The sequence below is a fragment of the Rhodococcus sp. NPDC056960 genome (assembly GCF_042674125.1).
Lineage (GTDB): Bacteria > Actinomycetota > Actinomycetes > Mycobacteriales > Mycobacteriaceae > Rhodococcus_F.
The window spans coordinates 309,060-329,751 of record NZ_JBHURF010000005.1 but is presented as its reverse complement, the minus strand read 5'-3'; the positions used below and the strand labels follow the sequence as shown (position 1 = coordinate 329,751).

Here is a 20,692-nt window from a genome sequence, read left to right as displayed (position 1 = left end):
GATCACTGCCCGTCCGGGGTCGCCGGTTGGGCGGTGAAGTGGTGCTCACCCCTCGCGCGATCTTCGGCCGCCCGCTGCTCAGCCAGTTTCGCGATCACCTCGGAGCCGAAGATGCCACCCGAGACCGCGCCGTCGGCGTCGACCGCGACCCCGATGCCGGACGGTGACGAGATGGCCGCGTCCAGGGCCTGCCGGAGGTCCGAGTCGGGTGTGAACAGCGATCCGCCCGCGGCCGTGCATTCGGAGACCGGGCGACCGGCCCGCGCTCCCTCGACGCCGGTGACGTCGATCCATCCCCGCGGCCGGCCCGAATCAGTGACCACCAGCACCCATTCGCCCTGTTCGAGCCGCAGACCGGGCAACTCCTCCTCGGTCGCGGTCCGGATCGCGTGCAGTGGAACCTGATCTGCGCTCCGGAACGACAACCCCCGGTAACCACGGTCCCGTCCCACGAACGAGGCGACGAAGTCGGTGGCCGGCGCCGACAGCACCGTGTCGGGTGCGTCGTACTGCTGCAACCGGCCACCCGGTCCGAATACCGCCACCCGGTCACCGAGTTTGACAGCCTCGTCGATGTCGTGGGTCACGAACACGATGGTCTTGCGCATCTCGGCCTGCAGGCGCTGCATCTCGGCCTGCAGATCTTCGCGGACAACGGGATCGACCGCGCTGAACGGCTCGTCCATCAACAGGATCGGCGGATCGGCGGCCAGCGCGCGCGCGACCCCGACACGCTGTTGCTGCCCCCCGGACAGCTGGCCGGGATAGCGGGACGCGAGTGCCGGGTCGAGCCCGACCCGTTCGAGCACCGCCAAGGCGGCCTTGCGGGCGTTGCGCCGGGAATCGCCGCGCAGCACGGGGACGGTCGCGACGTTGTCGACCACCGTGCGGTGCGGCAGCAGTCCTGCGCTCTGGATGACGTAGCCGATGCCGAGACGAAGCTTCACCGCGTCGGTCCTGGCGACGTCGCGGCCGTCGACCGTGATCGTTCCCGCGGTCGGGGTGATCATCCGGTTGATCATCCGCATCGACGTGGTCTTGCCGCAGCCGGACGGCCCGACGAAGACCGTGAACGATTCGGCGTCGATCTCCAGGTCGAGGCCGTCGACCGCCGTCGTGCCGTCCGGGTACCGCTTGGTGACTCCCGAGAATGTGATCACCGCAGGCTCCTCACGAGACCGGCTTGTCGAGTCCCTGGTCCGTCACCCACTGCTTCGCGGCCGCGGCCGGTTCGGTTTTCGCGTCGCCCGACACGGAATCGTTGAGCGCGACAAGCTCTTCGGTGGTCAGCTTCGCCGACAGCGCGTCGAGCGCCCGGGTCAGCTTGTCGGAGGACTTGGTGGTGCGGACGACCGGCACGACGTTCTGCGCCGCGAAATTGTTCTGCGGGTCCGCGAGCACCACGAAACCGTTCTGCGCGATCGCCGGGGACGTCGTGAAGATGTCCGCCGCCGTGATCTGTCCCGACGCGAGGGCACCGACCGTCGCCGGACCACCGCCGTCGGCGATCGGGACGAAATTGTCGGGTGTGATGTCGAGGCCGTATTTGGCCTTCAGCCCGGGCAGGCCACCGGGACGTTCCTGGAATTCGGCGGGAGCACCGAATTTCACCTCCGCCGAGTGCGCCGCGAGATCCCCGATCGAGGTCAGATTCCAGCGCTGCGCCGTCTCCCTGGTGACGACCACGGCGTCCTTGTCCTCGGCCGGGGCCGGGGTGGTGATCTTCAGCTCGGAGCCCAGCGCGGCCGGTAGCGCGGCGTCCACGTCGGCGGCGCTGGTGGCCGTCGAATCCGGATCGAGGTACTGCAGGAGGTTGCCCGTGTAATCGGGAATGACGTCGATCGAGCCGTCCTTCAGGGCGGGAATGTACGCCTCACGGCTGCCGATGTTGAATTTCGTGCTCACGTCGAACCCGTTGGCGCGAAGCACCTCGGTGTAGATGTTGGCGACGGTCTCGGATTCGGGGAAGTTCGCCGATCCCACGATGATCGTGTTGGGGTCGTCCCCGGATCCCTCGCCGCCCGCGGACAGGGGATCGGATCCGCCACCACACGCTGCGAGCGACACGACGGCGGCCGTTGCGAGGGCGATACTGCTCACGGAGCGGCGGGTGAAGCCCGACAGAATTCTCGAGGTGCGCATGAGCGTCCTTCCCGTTGTCACCGGCGCCGGACCTGCCGACGGAAACCGGTGGACGCGTGTCCGCGCCATCGGTTGGCCAGTGTAACGATAGGGACGGACAGAGCACGGTTTTCGACCAGCTCGAGGTAAAACGAAAGGCGCGACGTGGCACACACACGGACAGGCGGATCGGGCGGACGCGGACCGCGCCCGGCACGGTGGTCCCGGGCATTGATCACGGCGTCGGCCCTGCTTCTCGTCGCGGGAACGTCGGCGGCGTGCGGCGGCGACGAGACCCTCGACGGTTCCGCTAGCCGGCCGACGGCCGACATCGTGGTGGGGGCCGGCGACGGTGCGGACAGCCGGATTCTGGCCGAGATCTATGCCGGTGCCCTGCGTTCGACGGGGGCGCCGGTCGCGACCGAGGCGGGGCTCGGCGACCGGACCGCATACCTCGGTCAGCTCGATGCCGGAAACGTCACGCTGGTACCGGAGTTCACGGGCCGGTTGTTGCGCTACTACGACCCCGGATCGGTGGAGACCGAACAGGACGACGTGTTCGAGGCATTGAGCAAGGCTCTGCCCCAGGGTCTTTCGATCTCCGACTACGCAGCTGCCGAGGACCGGTCGGCGCTGGCGGTGACGTCGCAGGCGTCCGGGGCGCGCAATATCACCACGCTCGACGAGTTGGTCCCCGCATGCGCCGGGAGTGCCGCGGTTCTCAGCCCGCGCTTCGAGGCAGCCGCCCTTCCCCGGCTGACGGGGTGCGCTTTCGCGCAGACCCGGACGGTGGCCGACGACGCAGCGGCTGTCGGGGAACTCGCGGGCCCGGAAGCTCCGGACGGCGTCCTCGAGGTGGCCGGAGTGACCACCGCGTCACCGGCTGTGGCGGCCACGGACCTGGTACTGCTGGCGGACGACGAGCACGTGTTCACCGCACAGAACGTGGTGCCGCTGTTCCGGATCGGAACCCTCGGCGAAGCTCAGCAGAAGGCGCTCAACGTCGTGGCGGGGGAACTGACCACCGCAGACCTGGCCGACATGATCGGCCAGGTCCGCGGTGGAGCCGGTTCAGCCGACGTGGCGCGCGTGTGGCTCGACGCCCATCTGTGAACCCAGGAAGGCACCGAGCGCGGCGACCGCGTCCCCGGCCTCGCGAACCAGCGACGCCTGCAGATGCGCGACGTGCCACAGGCGGGCGTACTCGGTGAGCGTGACGTCGACCTTCGACGCGTCGAGCTTCGACACGAACTCCATGATCTGCGGGTAGAGCACCTCGTCCACCCCGACATGGACGAGTGTGGGCGGCAGCCCCGCCAGATTCGCGTGCAGCGGTGCGTAACCCGGGTCGTGCGCGTCGCCGGTGCCCAGGTACTTCTCGGCGGCGTCGGTCGACCACGCCGTGTTGACCACGAGATCCCGGTCCCGGGAGGTGTCGCGGCGGCCCGGATCGACCCACGGCGAGATCAGCGCCAGCGCGGCCGGAGTCACACCGTGCCGGTCGATCAGGCGCCGCGCGGTGGCGACCGTGAGGCCCCCGCCCGCCGAATCACCCGCGACGGCGAGTTGCCCTGTCGCGTAGCCGTGTTCCGTGGTCAGCTCGAGATACGCCGCCACCGCGTCCTCGAGTCCGGCCGGGAACGGATGCTCCGGAGCCAACCGGTAATCGAGGGTGTAGACCGCGCTGCCGGACTCCCTCGCGAGGTGAGCCGCCAGCGAACGGTGCGTTTTCGGAGACCCGATCGTGTACGCCCCGCCGTGCAGATACAGCACTGCGGTCCGGGGCTCGGTGGCTCCCACCGTGATTCGCTCGGCCGGCCGGCCGGCCAGCACGGTCGGGCGGACGACGGCGCCTGCAGGCAACTGCTGCAACGGGGCGGCGATTTCGAGGAGCGCCCGCTGGACCGCGTACGGAAGCCTCGCGTTGAGGCTGAGCCGGTAGAACGGCCGGAGGGCCGTCGCGACGACCGGCAGCGGCAGGTGGAGGGTCATCGGTACCTCAGTTCGACTTGGGAAGAACTCGTCCGGCGATGAGCGCGACCACCCGCTGGTAGCTCGGGCCGACCACGCGCACCCAGGCGTCGAGGAACTTGGCGTCGGCGCCGATCAGAACCCGCGCCTTGCCCTTGCGGACACCGGTGACGATGGTCTCGGCCGCCGCCTCCGGGGTGGTCCGTGCAAGCTTCTGGTCGAAGAACTTCGCGAACGTGTCGAGGTCTTCGCCCGGGCCCGCCGTCGCGTTGCGGGCGATGGCCGTCTTGATGCCGCCGGGGTGCACGCACGTCACCTTGACCGGGTGCTTGGCGATCAGCATTTCCTGGCGCAGTGACTCGGTGAAACCGCGCACCGCGAACTTCGCCGAGTTGTACGCGCTCTGACCCGGCATGGACAGCAGGCCGAAGAGGCTCGAGACATTGACGACGTGACCGTCACCCGACGCGATGAGATGCGGCAGGAAGGCCTTCGTGCCGTTGACGACTCCCCAGAAGTCCACGTCCATGATCTTCTCGATGTCCTTGAACTCGGACTTCTCGAACTCGCCGTGGTAGGCGATGCCGGCGTTGTTGTAAACCTGGTTGATCGTGCCGAAGTGGGCGCGCACCGCGTCGGCGTAGGCGAGCACCGCCTCGCGCTCGGTGACGTCGAGGTGATCGGACTTGACCTCGGCACCCAGTGCCTCGGCCTTGCGTGCGGTCTCGGCGAGCCCGACCGTGTCCATGTCCGAGATCGCCAGCCGGGCACCCTTGCCCGCGAGGTTCAGGGCGAGCGCCCTGCCGATGCCGGAACCGGCGCCGGTGATCACGACTACCTTGCCTGCGAACTCGCTCACTGTGCTGTCACCTTGTCGTCGTCGAGGTCGATCTGTGCCGGGATGGCGGTGGAACCGGGGACCGCGTCGTTGACGTGCACGGGTGCGGGCAGGTCCGCGGTGGCCACGCTGTCGTACGCGCCGAGGTCGAAACGCCGGGTCTCGTTGCGGAACTGGAAGGTGAAGCCCGGCCACAGCGTCGTGTTGTTGCCGTGCTTGTCGAGGTACCAGCTCGCGCAGCCGCCGTTGTTCCAGACACTGTGCGACAGCTTCTCCTGGAGATCGGCGTTGTACCGGTCCTGCGCGTCCTGACGGACCTCGATCTTGCCGATGTCGTACTTGTCGAGCGTCTGCAGGGCGTCGACGAGGTAGTTGAGCTGTGACTCGATCATGAAGACCATCGAGGTGTGGCCCAGGCCGGTGTTGGGGCCCACGAGGAAGAACATGTTGGGGAAGTTCGCGATCGCGGCGCCCTTGTAACCCTGCTGACCGCCCTCGTCGAAGACCTCGGCGAGGGAACGCCCGTCCTTGCCGAAGATGCCGTCGAACGTGGGGGAGTCGGTGACGTGGAACCCGGTGGCGACGACGATGGCGTCGACTTCGCGGACGGTGCCGTCCTTCGCGATCACCGAGTCGGCGGTGACCTCGGCGATGCCGTCGGTGACCAGGTCGACATTGTCCTGCGCGAGGGTGGGGTAGTAGTTGTTCGAGATCAGCATGCGCTTGCAGCCGATCTGGAAGTTCGGCGTCACCTTCTTGCGCAGATCCTTGTCCTTGATCTGACGGCGCAGGTGGCGTTCGGCCGCGAACTGCAGCGGCTTCATGAAGATCGGGGCCTTCGCGAGCCCGACGACCTGGCTCTCACGCATCCAGTAGATGCCGGTGCGGCACAGCTTCTGGAATCCGGGCAGGTACTTGAACGCGGTGTGCTCGAGCGGGGTGTACTCGCGGTCCGCGCGGGGCAGGATCCACGGCGCGGTGCGCTGGTACACGTCGAGGTGCGATACCTTCTTGCCGATCGCCGGAACGATCTGGATCGCGGAGGCGCCGGTGCCGATGACGGCGACGCGCTTGCCCGTCAGGTCGGCGTCGTGGTTCCAGCGGGCGGAGTGGAAGATCTCGCCCTGGAAGCCCTCGATGCCCTTGATGTCGGGGAGGGACGGCTCGCACAGAGCGCCGACCGCGGAAACCACGACCTTCGCGACGAAGTTCCCCTTGGTGGTGCTGACCTCCCACCGAGTGGTCGCCTCGTTCCAGTGGGCGGACTGCACGTCACAACCGAAGAGGTGCTTGTCGCGCACCTTGAACTTGTCGGCCACCGACTGGATGTACCTCTGGATCTCGGGCTGGGTCGAGAACGACCGAGTCCATTCGGGGTTCAGGGCGAACGAGTAGGAGTACAGGTGCGACGGCACGTCGCACGCCGCACCCGGGTACGTGTTGTCTCGCCAGGTGCCGCCGACCTCGGTGCCGCGCTCGAGCACGAGGAAGTCGGTCTTGCCTGCCTGGGTCAGCTTGATCGCCGCGCCGAGGCCGGCGAACCCGCTGCCGATGATCAGCGTGTCGATGTGGCGGACACCCGCGGTGGGGTCGTAAGTGTCTGTGACGGGGAGACTCATGTAATAGACCATAGGTCGCTATTGAGGGGCAGTCAATAGCCTATTGACCTTCATTCAGTAGTCTTGTCTCATGGACGTTGTGAAGCGGACCCGTCTCAGCCCCGAACAGCGGCGCGCGCAATTGATCGACCTGGGCGCGAAGATGCTGGCCCAACGGCCCCTCGAACAGATCTCCGTCGAGGACATCGCAGATCAGGCCGGTGTCTCCCGAGGCCTGCTATTCCACTACTTCGCCTCCAAGCACGACTTCCACCTCGAGATCGTGCGGCACACCAGCAGCGAAATGCTCGCCCGCACCGCACCCGACCCCTACGTCGGGCAGGCCCGGGATCCGATGCAGGTCCTGCGTTCGGTACTGGCCTCGTACGTCGACTACGTCAGCGAGAACCGCGCCACTTACGTCTCGCTCCTGCGGGGAACCGCGAGCGGCGACCCCGACATGCGGGCCGTCTTCGAGGACACGCGCGCCGTCATGTCCGAACGGACCCTCGACCAACTTCCCGCGATCGGAATCGAACGCACCCGAGCAGTCGAACTCGCCGTCCGCGGATGGATCGCCTACGTCGAGGAAGTCACCATCACCTGGTTGCGCGACCCGCACCTCACCCGCGACGAATTGATCGAACTCAACGTCCAGGCCCTCCCCGCCCTCGCCATCGCCGCGGCCCCCGAGATCGCCGCCGCGCTGCTCTCGGCCACCACGACCTGACACCAGTCGGCCGCGGCCGTTGGGGACGCACTCGTTCTGGGTAGCCGCACCCGTTCTGCGTTCATTGCCAGAAGGGGTGCGTGTGCAGACGAGGGGTGCGTGAGGGCGGGCGGTGAGTGCCTGCCTATCTGCCCGAGATACAACGAAGCCGGGTCGAGTTCACTCCGTGGAGTGAACTCGACCCGGCTCGGTGGCAGCTCAGTCGATCGAACTCAGCCGAAGGCCTCGTCGATGATTTCCTGCTGCTCGACGGCGTGCACCTTGCTCGAACCCGAGGACGGTGCCGACATCGAACGGCGCGAGATGCGCTTGATCCCGGACAGCTTGTCGGGCAGCAACTCGGGAAGCGCGAGACCGAAGAACGGCCACGCACCCTGGTTGGCCGGCTCCTCCTGAACCCACCGGAATTCGGTCGCGTTCGGGTAGCGGTCCAGCGTCTCGCGGAGACGCCGGCTCGGAACCGGGTACAGCTGCTCGATGCGGACGATCGCGATGTCCTCGCGGTTGTCCTTCTGCTTCTTCGCGAGCAGTTCCCAGTACAGCTTGCCGCTGACGAGGAGGACGCGGCGAACCTTGTCGCGCTCGCCATCGCCCGTCTCGTACGTGGGCTCCTCGAACACCGAGCGGAATTTGCCGGTGGTGAAGTCCTCGACCTCGGAGACAGCGGCCTTGTTACGCAGCATCGACTTCGGCGTGAACACCACCAGCGGGCGGCGGATTCCGTCGAGCGAGTGGCGGCGCAGCAGGTGGAAGTAGCTGGCCGGGGTGGACGGCACGGCCACGGTCATCGAACCCTCGGCGCACAACTGCAGGAAGCGCTCGATACGACCGGACGTGTGGTCGGGACCTTGGCCCTCGTGGCCGTGCGGCAGCAGCAGCACGACGTCGGACAGCTGACCCCACTTGGCCTCGCCGGACGAGATGAACTCGTCGATGATCGACTGCGCGCCGTTGACGAAGTCACCGAACTGCGCCTCCCACAGCACGAGCGCGTCCGGGTTGCCCACGGAGTAGCCGTACTCGAAGCCGACGGCGGCGAACTCGCTGAGAGCGGAGTCGTAGACCAGGAACTTGCCGGGGTTCTCGCTGCCCAGGTTCTGCAGCGGGGTGTACTCGGCGCCCGTCTTGCGGTCGATGAGGACCGAATGACGCTGCGTGAACGTGCCACGCTTGGAATCCTGGCCGGAGAGGCGGACCATCTTGCCCTGGTCGACCAGCGAGCCGAACGCGAGCAGTTCTGCGAACGCCCAGTCGATCTTGCCCTCGCGGGACATTTCGCGGCGCTTCTCGATGACCGGCTTGACGCGCGGGTGCACCGTGAAGCCGTCGGGCAGGTCGACGAACGCGTCGCCGATCCGCGCGAGCACGGACTCGTCCACGGACGTCTTCAGCTTCGTGGGCAGCACCTGGTCGAGTTCGACCGACTCACTGGGCTCCGGGGTGTACTTCTCGAGTTCGCGGACCTCGTTGAACACCCGTTCCAGCTGGCCCTGGTAGTCGCGCAGGGCGTCTTCGGCTTCCTTCAGCGAGATGTCGCCGCGGCCGATCAGGGATTCGGTGTAGCTCTTACGGACGCTGCGCTTGGTGTCGATCACGTCGTACATCGCCGGCTGCGTCATCGACGGGTCGTCGCCCTCGTTGTGACCGCGACGGCGGTAGCAGATCATGTCGATGACGACGTCCTTCTGGAATTTCTCCCGGAAGTCGACGGCAAGCTGGGCGACCCACACACAGGCCTCGGGGTCGTCGCCGTTCACGTGGAAGATCGGCGCGCCGATCATCTTCGCGACATCGGTGCAGTACTCGGACGACCGCGAGTGCTCCGGGGCGGTGGTGAAACCGACCTGGTTGTTGACCACGATGTGCACGGTGCCGCCGGTGCGGTACCCGCGCAGCAGCGCCAGGTTCAGTGTCTCGGCCACGACACCCTGACCGGCGAACGCGGCGTCGCCGTGCAGCATGAGCGGCAGGACGGTGAAGCCGTCCTCGCCCTTGTCGAGGATGTCCTGCTTGGCGCGAACCAGACCCTCGAGAACCGGGTCGACCGCCTCGAGGTGCGACGGGTTTGCGGTGAGCGACACGGTGATGTCGTTGTCGCCGAACATCTGGATGTACTGGCCCTCGGCGCCGAGGTGGTACTTCACGTCGCCGGAGCCGTGCGCGGCCGCCGGGTTCATGTTGCCCTCGAACTCGGTGAAGATCTTCGAGTAGGGCTTGCCGACGATGTTCGCGAGGACGTTGAGGCGACCGCGGTGCGGCATGCCGATGACGACCTCGTCGAGCTGGTGCTCGGCGGCCTGGTCGATGACGGCGTCCATCATCGGGATGACCGACTCGGCACCCTCGAGGGAGAACCGCTTCTGACCGACGTACTTGGTCTGCAGGAACGTCTCGAAGGCCTCGGCGGCATTGAGCTTGCTCAGGATGTACTTCTGCTGAGCGACCGTCGGCTTGACGTGGTGCGCCTCGACCCGGTCCTGCAGCCACTGCTGCTGCTCCGGCTCCAGGATGTGCGCGTACTCGACACCGACGTGGCGGCAGTACGCGTCGCGCAGCACGCTGAGCACGTCGCGCAGCTTCATCTTCTCCTGGCCGTGGAAGCCGCCGACCTTGAACTCACGGTCGAGGTCCCACAGGGTCAGGTCGTGCGTCCGGACGTCGAGGTCCGGGTGGCTGCGGAACTTGTCCTTGACGAACTGCAGCGGATCCGTGTCGGCCATCAGGTGGCCACGGTTGCGGTACGCGGCGATCAGCTCGAGAACACGGGTGTTCTTGTCGACGGCGCCTTCCGGCACATCCTTGCGCCAGCGGACCGGCTCGTAGGGGATGTGCAGCGCGTGGAAGATCTCGTCGTAGAACTCGTCGCTGATCAGCAGGTTGTGGATGGTCCGGAGGAAGTCACCGGATTCGGCACCCTGGATGATGCGGTGGTCGTACGTCGAGGTGAGCGTCATGAGCTTGCCGACGCCGATCTCGGCGAGGCGTTCGTCGCTCGCGCCCTGGAACTCGGCGGGGTACTCCATCGCGCCGGCACCGATGATGGCACCCTGGCCGTTCATCAGTCGCGGCACGGAGTGCACGGTGCCGATGCCGCCCGGGTTGGTGAGCGAGATCGTGACACCCGAGAAGTCTTCAGCGGTGAGCTTGCCGTCACGCGCGCGCCGGACGATGTCCTCGTAGGCGCTGTAGAACTGCGTGAAGTTGTGGGTGTCGGTGTTCTTGATCGCGGCGACGACGAGGGACCGGTTGCCGTCCTTGCCCGGCAGGTCGATGGCCAGGCCGAGGTTGGTGTGTGCGGGGGTGACCGCGTTGGGCTTGCCGTCGATCTCGGCGAAATGCCGGTTCATGTTCGGGAACGCCTTGACCGCCTGCACGATCGCGTAACCGAGGAGGTGCGTGAACGAGATCTTGCCGCCGCGGGTACGGGCGAGGTGGTTGTTGATGACGATCCGGTTGTCGAACATCAGCTTCGCAGGGATGGCGCGAACGCTGGTGGCGGTCGGAATGGCGAGCGACGCCGACATGTTCTTGGCGACGGCAGCAGCTGCGCCGCGGAGAACCTTCGACTCGTCGGCGGCCGGAGCGGGAGCGGGTGCCTTGGCGTCCTTCGCAGCGACGTCCTTTGCAGGTGCGGCCTTCTTGGGGGCCTCGGCCTTCGGGGCGGCAGCCTTGGAGGACGCACCGTTGGGTGCGGTCTTCGGCGCGGCGCCGTTGGCCGTCTTGGTCTGAGACGGGGGTGCTGTCTTGGACTCGGGAACCGGGGGGGTCGAAGTCTTGGCGGGGGGAGCGGCAGCCGGTGCGGCGGTGGTGGTGCCGTTCGTGCCGTGTCCGTTGGCTGCGCCTGCCTTGGCGGCGGCGTCCGGAGAATAATCCGTCAGGAATTCGTGCCAACTCGCGTCCACGGACGACGGATCGTCCTGGAAACGCTGGTACATTTCGTCAACCAGCCACTGGTTCTGTCCGAACTGGGATGTAGAGCTGCTGCTCACGGCAGGTGTTCGCCTCGTTTCTATTTCGGTACCCGATCAGAGCGCCTATATACATGAGACTAGCCCTCGCGTGTGACGTGTAGATCGCCAGGCCCGCACGTGTGAGCTGTCTCACGGCCAACCGATGGGGTCACCATCGATGACGGTTCTCGCCCCGCGATTATTCCCCGCGCCGGTCTCCGCCGCATCCCACAGTCCCGAATAGTGGCCACCGGCATAGCGCAGGGTGGCGTGCGAACCGGTCTCGACCACCCGCCCCTTGTCGATCACGAGGATGACATCTGCCCGGGCCGCGGTGGCCAGTCGGTGGGCCACGACCACCGACGTGCGGGTGCGTGTCACCCGGCTGCTCGCATCGAGAACTACCTGCTCGGTGGCCGGATCGAGCGTCGCCGTCGCTTCGTCGAGCAGCAACAGGTCGGGGTCGACCAGCTCGGCCCGGGCGAGCGCGATCAGCTGCCGCTGACCCGCCGACAGGCCCTGCCCGCGCTCGCCGACAGGGTGATGCATCCCACCCCGCATTTCGGCGATCGTGCCGAGAGCCCCGACCGCCCGGGCGGCGTCCTCGATCTCCGTGCGGCTCGCGTCGGGGCGACCGTAGGCGATGTTGGTGGCGACGGTGCCGGTGAAGAGGTGGGCTTCCTGGGGGACCACGCCGAGCCGCCCGCGGTATGCGCCGAGCGGGTAGCGGCGCAGGTCCACGTCGTCGACGAGCACCGCGCCGGACGTCGGGTCGTAGAAACGGGCGAGCAGCTTGACGATGGTCGACTTGCCTGCGCCGGTCTTGCCGACGAGGGCGACCGTGGTGCCCGCGGGGATGTGCAGGTCGATGTCGGTCAGGGCGTCGCTGTCCGCGCCCTGATACCGGAACCCGACGTCCCGCAGGCACAGCTCGCCGCGCAGGTGCCCGCCGATCGGCTGCAGGTCGTCGCGGGAGGTGGCCCGCTCGATGGAACTGGGTGTGCGGAGCAGGTCGCCGATCCGTTGCAGACCCACACTGGCCTGCTGGTATCCGTCGAACACCTGCGACAGCTGCTGGATGGGCCCGAACAGCAACCCCAGGTACAGCACGAACGCGACGAGCGTTCCGGCCGTCGTGTCGCCGCCCGCGACCTGCCGGGCGCCGACGAACACCACGGCGGCCAGGGCGAGGTCCGACAGGAACGCGATGAACGGGAAGTACACGGAGATCGCCCGCTGCGACCGCATCCGGCTGCGTCGGTAGCTGTTCGCACGCTCCGCGAACCGGCGGGCGGCGAATTCCTCGCGCCGGTACGCCTGCGCGGCCCGCAGCCCGGCGATGTTCTCCTGGAAGTCGGCATTGACGAGTGAGATCCGCTCCCGCGAGACGGTGTACGCCACCGAGGAGATCCGGCGGAAGAGCAGTGTCGCGACAACCAGCGGTGGAATGACGGCGAGCGCCACCAACGCGAGCGTGACATCGGTGGCGACGAGGGCGACGGCGATGCCGACGACCGTCAGCACGCTCACCACGGCGGTGGACATACCCGTCTGGATGAACGACGACAACGCGTCGACGTCGGTGGTCATCCGGGTCATGATCCGCCCCGACAGTTCGCGTTCGTAGTAATCGAGGCCGAGTCGCTGCAGGTGGGCGTAGCTGCGCACCCGCAGTCCGAACAGGACCCGCTCACCGGCCCGGGCGGTGATCACCGTCATCAGGGCGACGACGAGCCAGTCGGCCACCACGAGGAGAACGCCGACCCCCGCCGCGGTCCACAGGGTCGCGGAATCCTGGGGGACCACCCCGTGGTCGATGGCGAACCGGACGATGGAGGGGAACGCGATCCCGGCCAGCGAATCGAGCGCGAGACAGACGACGACGGCGGCGAGGAGGGCACGCACCGGTCGCAGGATCCGCCACAGCCGGAAGTCGGGCTCGGGCAGCCGGAGGTTCCGGGTCTCGATACCCGGGCTCTCGACGGCGGGCGGAAGCGCATCGACGGCGTGCTGAAGTTCCGGGGTGGCGGCCACGTTGCCCAGGGCGCCCGCCATCGGTCCGCCCGCGGTCCGGCCGCCGCCTGACCCGAGAGCCGGGGTGCGGCCGGACGCGACAGCTCCGCCGGGCACGTCCCAGTCCTCGTCGTCGTCCGGCCAGAGTTCCGATTCGAGCGGCATCCTCTGGTAGGGCACAGGGTCGGTCTCCGTGGGCACGCTCTCGTCGATGGTGCCCGAGTTCTCGGCGGAGGCGAACAACGCGCGGAAGAGCGCGCACCGCTCGTCGAGTTCGGACACCGTGCCGGAATCGACGATCTGCCCGCCGTCCAGCACCGCGACGCGGTCGGCGAGCGACAGCGTGGAGCGGCGATGCGCGAGTATCAGCGCCGTCCGGCCCCGATTGGCCCGCAACGCCTCGAAGATCGACGCCTCGGTGGTGGCGTCGACGGCAGAGGTCGCGTCGTCGAGGATCAGCACCCGCGGATCGGTGAGGAGTGCGCGCGCCAGCGCGATCCGCTGCCGCTGACCGCCCGACAGCGTGAGGCCGCGTTCGCCGACGACGGTGTCGTAGCCGTCCGGCAGTGCGGACACGAACTCGTCGGCCGCGGCCATGGCGGCCGCGGCCCTGATCTCCTCGGCGCTGGCGTCGGGCCTGCCGAGGGCGATGTTGGCCGCGATGGTGTCGGAGAAGAGGAACGGTTCGTCGAACACCAGGCCGACGGCTTCCCGCAACTGCTCGGCGGACAGCTGGGAGACGTCGAACGCCTCGCCCCCGGAGGTGAGGGACACGGCTCCCGACGAGGGGGCGTAGAAGCGCGGGAGCAGTAGCGACAGCGCGGTCTTGCCGGAGCCGGCCATCCCGACCACCGCGACCGTCTCACCGGGCGCGATGCACAGGTCGAGGCCCCGGAGGATGTGCCGGTCCGGTTCGAATCCGAACGTCACCGAGCGCAGGGCCACGCCCAGCGGCCCTTCGGGCAGGGGGGTGGGATGTGCCGGGTCCGCGACTTCCGGTTCGGCGTCGATCACCTCGTACACGCGCTCGACCGCGGCTCGCGACAACTGCGCCATGATCACGACGGACGACAGCGTGCGGGTGACGCCCGTCATCGTCGCGACGTACGTGGCGAATGCGAGGAACGTGCCGATCGTGATGGAGCCGTGCAGTGCCAGGAATCCGCCGAGTGCGATGACGCCGACGAGACCGAGCTGGGGGAGCGCCGCCATGGTCGGGGCGAAGCGCGCGTTGATCCGCGCGGCGCGCAGGCGCTCGGCGTACAGCGTCCGGCTGTGGTTCTCGAGCTGGTCGACGGCGCGGCGCTCCTGGCCGAACCCCTTGACGACGCGGACACCGGTGACGGTCTCCTCGACGTGTTGCGCGAGGTCGGCCGCCCGCTGCTGTGCCGACCAGGTGGCCGCGAACAGCTTCGGTCTCATCGCGTACACGACGAGGCAGACGGCGGGGACGATCACGAGCGCGACCACGGTCAGCAGCGGCGACAACCACGCCATGATGGCGAGCGCGAGGACGAACTGGAGCAGCGCGCCTGCCGACAGCGGGACCATCGCGAGCAGTCCCTGCACCAGCTGGAGGTCGGTGATGGACCGGGACACCACCTGTCCGGTGCGGATCTGATCCTGTCCCCGCCCGTCGAGCCGCTGGAGTGCGCCCAGCAGGCCGAGCCGCAGATCGTGCTGGACGTCGAGTGACAGTTTGCCCGCGAGCATCCGGCGTCCGAACTGGCAACCGAACCGCACGCACGCGAGCAGTGCGATGAGGAGTGCGGCGGTGCCGATCACCTGAGTGTCGTTTCCCGATCCCGCTGCGTCGACCGCGTACTTGGTGAGGAGGGGGAACGAGATGTCGATGCCTGCGGCGACCACCGTCACGCCGAGGGCTCCGAGCGCGACGCGGCGGTGGGCCCAGCATTCACCGCTCAGCCGCCGAATCCAGCCGGGCCGTGCCTGGTCCTGGTCCGGCGTCTGCTCACGTTCGATCACCGATCCGGACGCACTCTCACCTGCCACTGGATCCACGTTAGCGCCGGGCACCGACAGGCCGGCGCCCGGCGTCGTGTCAGGTGATGTCGCGCTGCCGGGTGCGCGCCCAGCCGCCGGCGACGAAGACGGCGGTCCACGCGAGCAGGGCGAGGGGGGCGGTGGGCCACAGGGTGAGCCAGTCGATCTCGTTGCCCGCGGCGGCGTTGGCGACCGTCCCGAGGGTGGCCGACACCGGGAGGATGCCGCCGACGGAGCCGAGACCGATCCCGCCGAGGATCGACCGGAGGATCATCTCGCCGAGGGTGTACCAGACCACGAGTGCGATCGTGCTGCCGACGGACGAGCCGGTCAGCATCGACACGCCGCCGCCGAGCAGCGCCCACAACGTCGCGCAAAGCAGCGCCGCCCCGAGCATCGCGAACAGGGATCCGCGCACCGCGAAGCTCTCGCCGCCGAACGTCAGCAGCAGGGCCACGCTGACGACCTCCACGACGAGGCAGTAGAAGAAACCGAAGGCCGCGGTGACGCCGAGCTTGGCCCCGATCACTCCGTCCCGGCCGCGGGCGGTGAGGAACGTGGTGGTCAGTGTCTTGTAGCGGAATTCCGTTCCCACGCTCACCGCCCCGAACAGTGCGGCGAAGAGAATGACGAGGGCGAGGGCCACCGCCAGCCCGAACAGGGTGGCGGCCAGGTTGGCGTCACCCGGGTCGGCCTCGAACGCATCGGTGAACGCGCGCATCACCGGAAGGGTGATCGCGCTCGAGAACATCCCGACGACCAACGGGGCGAGACCGAGCATCCACCAGAACCGCAGCGTGGTGACCTTGCGGAATTCCGCGGTGAGAAGAGCTGTCATCGCGGGCCTCCGGACATCGGACCGTGCTGGGGGTGTGCGGGTGGCGGACCGTACCCGGGTGGGGGACCGTAACCCGGCTGCTGCGGGTACCCGGGCGGCAGTGCGTACGTCTGCGGCGGGCCGTAACCCCACGGCGCAGCGGGGCTCGCCCCGGCCACGTACTGGCCCGCGGTCATCGACAGGAACAGTTGCTCGAGGTCGATGTCGTCGCCGACCGCCCCGAAGATGGTGACCCCGGCCGCGGCGGCGACCGACTGGACGACGTCGAGGGACGCTCCGACGACGGCGAGGCGCCCGTCCGCCAGCGACCGCGCGTCGACGATTCCGCGGGCGGCCAGCGCGGTCGCGAGCGCGGGTGGGTTCGAGGACGCCACCAGCAGCCGGCTCTGCTGCGACTTGCGCAGTTCCTCCATGCGGCCCTGATAGACGAGGGAGCCTCGGCTCACGATCACGAGGTTGTCGACGGTCTGCTCCACCTCGCGCAGGATGTGGCTCGAGATCAGAACGGTCCGTCCGGACGCGGCGAATCCCTTCAGGAACTCGCGCAGCCACGCGATGCCTTCGGGGTCGAGTCCGTTGGCCGGTTCGTCGAGGATCAGGATCCGCGGATCGCCCAGCAGCGCGGTTGCCAGCGACAGTCGCTGACGCATGCCGAGGGAGAAACCGCCCGCCTTGCGCCCGGCGACGTCCTCGAGCCCGACGAGCGCGAGCGTCTGCCGTGCGCGCGCATCCGGCACACGGATCGCGGACGCGTACACCTTCAGGTGGTCGAGGGCGGTCCGGTTGGGATGCAGGCTCTGGGAGTCGAGGACGGCGCCGACCGTACGCGCCGGGTCGGCCAGGAGGCGGATCGGGACCCCGGCGACCGTGGCGGTGCCGGACGTCGGCCGGACCAGGCCGAGGATCATGCGCAGGGTCGTGGTCTTGCCCGACCCGTTGGGCCCGAGGAATCCGGTGATCGATCCCTGTGGCACGGCGAAGTCGAGGTCCGTGACCGCGTCGACGTTCTTGAAGCGTTTCGAAAGCCCGCGCACCTCGATCGGATGCGCGAAACTTCCCGGGATTGCTGTGGTCAACCCGTCCTCCCCTGCCACAATCGAATGGAACTGTTTCGACCCTACTGGGCTGCCATGACGAGATTCACCAACTGACGTACGGCGCGTGCTGACACCACTGATTGGGGACACACATGAGCAAGCACCACCACCACGATCACGATCACCACCGCGACATCCTCGCCCCGGCCTACACGGGACGCCTGTCGATCGATCCGTTCCCCGCGCTGCGCCTGCCGGACGACGAAACCGCTCCGGAGGCCACGTACCGGTTCATCCACGACGAGTTGATGCTCGACGGCAGTTCGCGGCTGAACCTGGCGACGTTCGTCACCACGTGGATGGATCCCGAAGCCGACAAGTTGATGGCCGAGACGTTCGACAAGAACATGATCGACAAGGACGAGTATCCGGCGACGGCGGCGATCGAGTCGCGGTGCGTGTCGATGGTGGCCGACCTCTTCCACGCTCCCCACCTGTCGACCACCGACCCGGCCAGCGCCACCGGTGTGTCGACGATCGGTTCGAGCGAGGCCGTGATGCTGGGCGGTCTCGCGCTCAAGTGGCGGTGGCGGGCGAAGCGGGAGGCGGACGGGAAGGACACGTCGCGGCCGAATCTGGTGCTCGGCAGCAACGTGCAGGTGGTGTGGGAGAAGTTCTGCCGGTACTTCGACGTCGAACCCAAGTACCTGCCGATGGAGAAGGGCCGCTACGTCATCACGCCCGAACAGGTGCGTGACGCGGTGGACGAGAACACCATCGGAGCCGTCGTCATCGTGGGCACCACCTATACCGGGGAACTCGAACCGGTGGCGGAGATCGCGGCCGCGCTCGACGACCTCGCCGCGTCCGGCGGCCCCGACGTCCCGATCCACGTGGACGCGGCCAGCGGCGGTTTCGTCGTCCCCTTCCTGTATCCGGATCTGCTGTGGGACTTCCGGGTTCCGCGGGTGGCGTCGATCAATGTCAGCGGCCACAAGTACGGGCTGACCTATCCCGGAATCGGGTTCGTGGTGTGGCGTGACCGGGAATATCTCCCCGAGGGCCTGGTGTTCCGGGTCAACTACCTGGGCGGCGACATGCCGACGTTCACACTGAACTTCTCGCGGCCGGGCAATCAGGTGGTGGGCCAGTACTACAACTTCCTGCGACTCGGCCGGGCCGGTTACAAGTCGATCATGGAGACGCTGCGCGACACCGCCGTTCGGGTGGGCAAGCGCGTCGGGGAACTCGAGTACTTCACGCTGATCACCGACGGCACCGACATTCCGGTGGTGGCATTCGAGATGGCGGGCGATCCCGGATTCACGGTCTTCGACGTGTCACACGAGTTGCGGGCGCGAGGGTGGCAGGTTCCCGCGTACACCATGCCCGCCGACGCCGAGGACGTGGCGGTGTTGCGCATCGTCGTGCGCGAGGGCTTCAGTGCCGACCTCGGGACTCTCCTCGGCGAGGCGATCGAGGAAGTGTGCGCCGAACTCCGCGAGAAGGGCGGAGGGCATTCGACGGCGCAGCACTTCGCCCACTAGGTCACGGCTCGATCGCACGCAGTTCGTCCGGCCAGCGGGCCGGGGCGGGCCCGAACGCCTCACGCGCGTTCTTGATCACGCCCTTGCCGATGGCCCGGTTGCCTGCGCCGCCGATGGCCGCGCCGATGCCGGCGGGCACGAGTTTGCCGAGGATCAGTGCGCTGCGGCGGGCTGCGTACTTGGTGATGAACTTGCGCACGAGGGTACTGTTCATGCCCCTCAACGTGGGTCCCGGGACGCGGCTGGTGATCGCGGTCGCCCAGTTCTTCGCGGTCACGCCGGTCGCCTTCTGGACGATCTCCATGCCCGATTCGCCGAGGGCGACCGACAGGACGAGTGCTCGTCGCTGCTGATGATCGGCGGCGGAGATGCCGTGCACCGAGGCGACCGCGAGGGTCAGCAGCGCCGCGGCCTCCAGGAAGAACCCCGATTCGGCGCCCACCGCCGCGATGGACGCGACCGTGCCGACGCCGGGAACGGCGGCTGTCGCGCCGACCGCGCTACCGCTGCCCGTCACGGCGAGCAGGAACATCTTCTCCATGCGCTCCACGATCTGCGCGGGCGATTCGCCGGGGTGCGAGCGTCGGACCCAGTCGACGTATTTGGCCACTGCGGGGGCCTGGAGTCGACTTCCGTTGTCGAGGACCGAGACCAGTACCTTCTCCACCGGTCCACCATTGCCAACCATCGGGGCTCCCGTCTCGCCGTGCGCTTCGAGTGTGCTGGCACCGACTGTAGGTGAGCGCACGCTGTGGCCGGTCCCGGCACCGTTGCCTAGGCTGGTGCCGTGAGCGTGGTCGACGGCGATACCGCCAGATCGTCCGGTGCGTTCCGTCGCCCGGCCTTACCGCTCCGCGCACTGGTGAGCGGGTACGACGGCTACCGGCTGGCTGGGTTCGAGCCCGGCATCCACCTCGGTCTGCCGTCGCCCTGGCTCACGGTGATCCTGACGATCGACGAGCCGCTCGACATCGCCGCGCAGGCGGAGCCGCGGCAGGCGCCCGGTCGGTACGACACGCTGGCCAGCGGCATCGCCACGTCGCCGGTGACGATCCGGCACGACGGCAACCAGCACGGCGTGCAACTCGCGCTCAGTCCGCTCGGCGCCCGGGCGCTGCTGGGGGTGCCCACCGCAGCCCTCGGCGCGTGGGTGGTCGGACTCGGTGACCTGCTCGGACCCGATGCGGAGGAGCTGACCGAACGACTGTCCCTCGAGACCGGATGGGGCGCGCGGTTCGCGATCCTCGACGAGGTCCTGACGCGCCGTGCCGCGCCGGCGGAGATCGACCCTCACCTCACGCAGGCCTGGAGCCTGCTCGTCGCCGGAGGCGGCACCCGGGTCGGCGACGTCGCACGCGAGGTCGGGTGGAGCAGAAGACATCTGGTCGACAAGTTCGTCGGGGAGTACGGCGTCACGCCGAAGGACGTGGTGCGGCTGTCGCGATTCCACCGTTCGCATCGGATGCTCCAGGGTGCCCCCACGGCGACACTCGCCGAGGTGTCGGCCGTGTGCGGCTACTACGACCAGGCGCACATGGCGCGGGACTGGCGTGACCTCGCCGGACTCGCTCCGTCGCGGTGGCGCGAGAGCGATCCGTTCTCATTCGTCCAAGACGCGAACGGCGACGGTGACGCAGAGTGAAATCATGACTACTTCGACGCATACCACCTGTGTGTGGCCCACCCTCGTGTATCGCGACGCGCGGGCCGCCATCCGCTTCCTCGTCGACGCCTTCGGGTTCGAGGAGAAGGCGGCGTACGGAGAGGGAGGCCAGGTCGATCACGCCGAACTCGGCTGGCCGAAGGGTGGTGGGATCATGCTCGGCTCACCTCGTGACGACTCGGTGATCAGCGACCTCCCGCCCGGGACCGGCTCGGTGTACCTCGTCGTCGACGACCCGGACGCGCTCCACGAGCGCGCCGTGGCCGCCGGCGCGACGATCGTGCGCGGACTGCGGGACGAGGACTACGGGTCGCGCGGATTCACCTGCCGCGACCCGGAGGGCGTGATCTGGAGTTTCGGCACCTACACCGGGGCGTAGAGC

15 protein-coding genes are annotated in these 20,692 nt (G+C 68.2%); 5 read left to right on the top strand and 10 right to left on the bottom strand.

Annotated elements, in window-relative coordinates:
* Positions 1 to 2: 2 nt before the first annotated feature.
* Both ACFTWF_RS10510 and ACFTWF_RS10505 read right to left on the bottom strand, forming a co-directional pair.
* Positions 3 to 1,160 (bottom strand): ABC transporter ATP-binding protein, encoded by a 1,158-nt coding sequence (locus ACFTWF_RS10510; RefSeq protein WP_378461134.1) that lies wholly within the window; start codon positions 1,158 to 1,160, stop codon positions 3 to 5.
* 10 nt (positions 1,161 to 1,170) lie between these two features.
* On the bottom strand, positions 1,171 to 2,142 hold the full coding sequence (locus tag ACFTWF_RS10505; RefSeq protein ID WP_378461133.1) for an ABC transporter substrate-binding protein: 972 nt from the start codon (positions 2,140 to 2,142) through the stop codon (positions 1,171 to 1,173).
* Positions 2,143 to 2,286: 144 nt separating this feature from the next.
* On the opposite strand from ACFTWF_RS10505, the gene ACFTWF_RS10500 reads away from it, so the two are divergent.
* The gene (locus tag ACFTWF_RS10500; protein ID WP_378461132.1) at positions 2,287 to 3,234 is read left to right on the top strand and encodes an ABC transporter substrate-binding protein; all 948 of its coding nucleotides are present in this window, start codon (positions 2,287 to 2,289) and stop codon (positions 3,232 to 3,234) included.
* Here ACFTWF_RS10500 and ACFTWF_RS10495 read toward each other — a convergent pair.
* Genes ACFTWF_RS10495 through ACFTWF_RS10485 form a run of 3 tightly spaced genes read right to left on the bottom strand, consistent with a single transcriptional unit; the run spans position 3,193 to position 6,549 of the window.
* Entirely contained in the window at positions 3,193 to 4,113 is a 921-nt protein-coding gene (locus tag ACFTWF_RS10495; protein WP_378461131.1) for an alpha/beta hydrolase, read from the bottom strand. The genes ACFTWF_RS10500 and ACFTWF_RS10495 overlap by 42 nt on opposite strands.
* 7 nt (positions 4,114 to 4,120) lie before the next feature.
* Complete coding sequence (locus ACFTWF_RS10490) at positions 4,121 to 4,951, bottom strand: SDR family NAD(P)-dependent oxidoreductase (RefSeq protein WP_378461130.1); 831 nt, start codon at positions 4,949 to 4,951, stop codon at positions 4,121 to 4,123.
* A complete protein-coding gene (locus ACFTWF_RS10485; protein ID WP_378461129.1) occupies positions 4,948 to 6,549 on the bottom strand; it encodes a flavin-containing monooxygenase in 1,602 nt (533 codons plus the stop codon). Before ACFTWF_RS10485 ends, ACFTWF_RS10490 begins: the two co-directional genes overlap by 4 nt.
* 70 nt (positions 6,550 to 6,619) lie before the next feature.
* On the opposite strand from ACFTWF_RS10485, the gene ACFTWF_RS10480 reads away from it, so the two are divergent.
* On the top strand, positions 6,620 to 7,258 hold the full coding sequence (locus ACFTWF_RS10480) for a TetR/AcrR family transcriptional regulator (RefSeq protein WP_378461128.1): 639 nt from the start codon (positions 6,620 to 6,622) through the stop codon (positions 7,256 to 7,258).
* A gap of 212 nt (positions 7,259 to 7,470) precedes the next feature.
* Here the strand turns inward: ACFTWF_RS10480 and ACFTWF_RS10475 are convergent, their stop codons facing one another.
* The 4 genes from ACFTWF_RS10475 to ACFTWF_RS10460 form a co-directional block, all read right to left on the bottom strand.
* Positions 7,471 to 11,247 (bottom strand): multifunctional oxoglutarate decarboxylase/oxoglutarate dehydrogenase thiamine pyrophosphate-binding subunit/dihydrolipoyllysine-residue succinyltransferase subunit, encoded by a 3,777-nt coding sequence (locus ACFTWF_RS10475; protein ID WP_378461127.1) that lies wholly within the window; start codon positions 11,245 to 11,247, stop codon positions 7,471 to 7,473.
* A 111-nt stretch (positions 11,248 to 11,358) separates the two neighbouring features.
* Positions 11,359 to 15,234 carry an ABC transporter ATP-binding protein gene (locus ACFTWF_RS10470; RefSeq protein WP_378461126.1) on the bottom strand — a complete coding sequence of 1,292 codons (3,876 nt, stop codon included), beginning with the start codon at positions 15,232 to 15,234 and terminating at the stop codon, positions 11,359 to 11,361.
* Between the two features lie 49 nt (positions 15,235 to 15,283).
* On the bottom strand, positions 15,284 to 16,063 hold the full coding sequence (locus ACFTWF_RS10465) for an ABC transporter permease (protein WP_378461125.1): 780 nt from the start codon (positions 16,061 to 16,063) through the stop codon (positions 15,284 to 15,286).
* Positions 16,060 to 17,139: an ABC transporter ATP-binding protein gene (locus ACFTWF_RS10460; protein ID WP_378461124.1), complete on the bottom strand. Its 1,080-nt coding sequence runs from the start codon at positions 17,137 to 17,139 to the stop codon at positions 16,060 to 16,062. Before ACFTWF_RS10460 ends, ACFTWF_RS10465 begins: the two co-directional genes overlap by 4 nt.
* A gap of 113 nt (positions 17,140 to 17,252) precedes the next feature.
* Here ACFTWF_RS10460 and ACFTWF_RS10455 point away from each other — a divergent pair, with 113 nt between their 5' ends.
* Positions 17,253 to 18,647: a glutamate decarboxylase gene (locus ACFTWF_RS10455; protein WP_378461123.1), complete on the top strand. Its 1,395-nt coding sequence runs from the start codon at positions 17,253 to 17,255 to the stop codon at positions 18,645 to 18,647.
* Between the two features lies 1 nt (position 18,648).
* Here ACFTWF_RS10455 and ACFTWF_RS10450 read toward each other — a convergent pair whose 3' ends face one another.
* Positions 18,649 to 19,335 carry a hypothetical protein gene (locus ACFTWF_RS10450; RefSeq protein WP_378461122.1) on the bottom strand — a complete coding sequence of 229 codons (687 nt, stop codon included), beginning with the start codon at positions 19,333 to 19,335 and terminating at the stop codon, positions 18,649 to 18,651.
* Positions 19,336 to 19,434: 99 nt separating this feature from the next.
* Here ACFTWF_RS10450 and ACFTWF_RS10445 point away from each other — a divergent pair, with 99 nt between their 5' ends.
* Positions 19,435 to 20,289, top strand: a complete 855-nt coding sequence (locus ACFTWF_RS10445; RefSeq protein WP_378461121.1) for a helix-turn-helix domain-containing protein — start codon at positions 19,435 to 19,437, stop codon at positions 20,287 to 20,289.
* 4 nt (positions 20,290 to 20,293) lie between these two features.
* A complete protein-coding gene (locus ACFTWF_RS10440) occupies positions 20,294 to 20,689 on the top strand; it encodes a VOC family protein (protein ID WP_378461120.1) in 396 nt (131 codons plus the stop codon).
* Positions 20,690 to 20,692: the final 3 nt, after the last annotated feature.

Excerpts from the sequence above, each read along its gene's own strand:
- ACFTWF_RS10505 (WP_378461133.1), bottom strand. The coding sequence starts at position 2,142 with ATGCGCACCTCGAGAATTCTGTCGGGCTTCACCCGCCGCTCCGTGAGC.
- ACFTWF_RS10495 (WP_378461131.1), bottom strand. The coding sequence starts at position 4,113 with ATGACCCTCCACCTGCCGCTGCCGGTCGTCGCGACGGCCCTCCGGCCG.
- ACFTWF_RS10485 (WP_378461129.1), bottom strand. The coding sequence starts at position 6,549 with ATGAGTCTCCCCGTCACAGACACTTACGACCCCACCGCGGGTGTCCGC.
- ACFTWF_RS10480 (WP_378461128.1), top strand. The coding sequence starts at position 6,620 with ATGGACGTTGTGAAGCGGACCCGTCTCAGCCCCGAACAGCGGCGCGCG.
- ACFTWF_RS10465 (WP_378461125.1), bottom strand. The coding sequence starts at position 16,063 with ATGACAGCTCTTCTCACCGCGGAATTCCGCAAGGTCACCACGCTGCGG.
- ACFTWF_RS10455 (WP_378461123.1), top strand. The coding sequence starts at position 17,253 with ATGAGCAAGCACCACCACCACGATCACGATCACCACCGCGACATCCTC.
- ACFTWF_RS10450 (WP_378461122.1), bottom strand. The coding sequence starts at position 19,335 with ATGGTTGGCAATGGTGGACCGGTGGAGAAGGTACTGGTCTCGGTCCTC.
- ACFTWF_RS10440 (WP_378461120.1), top strand. The coding sequence starts at position 20,294 with ATGACTACTTCGACGCATACCACCTGTGTGTGGCCCACCCTCGTGTAT.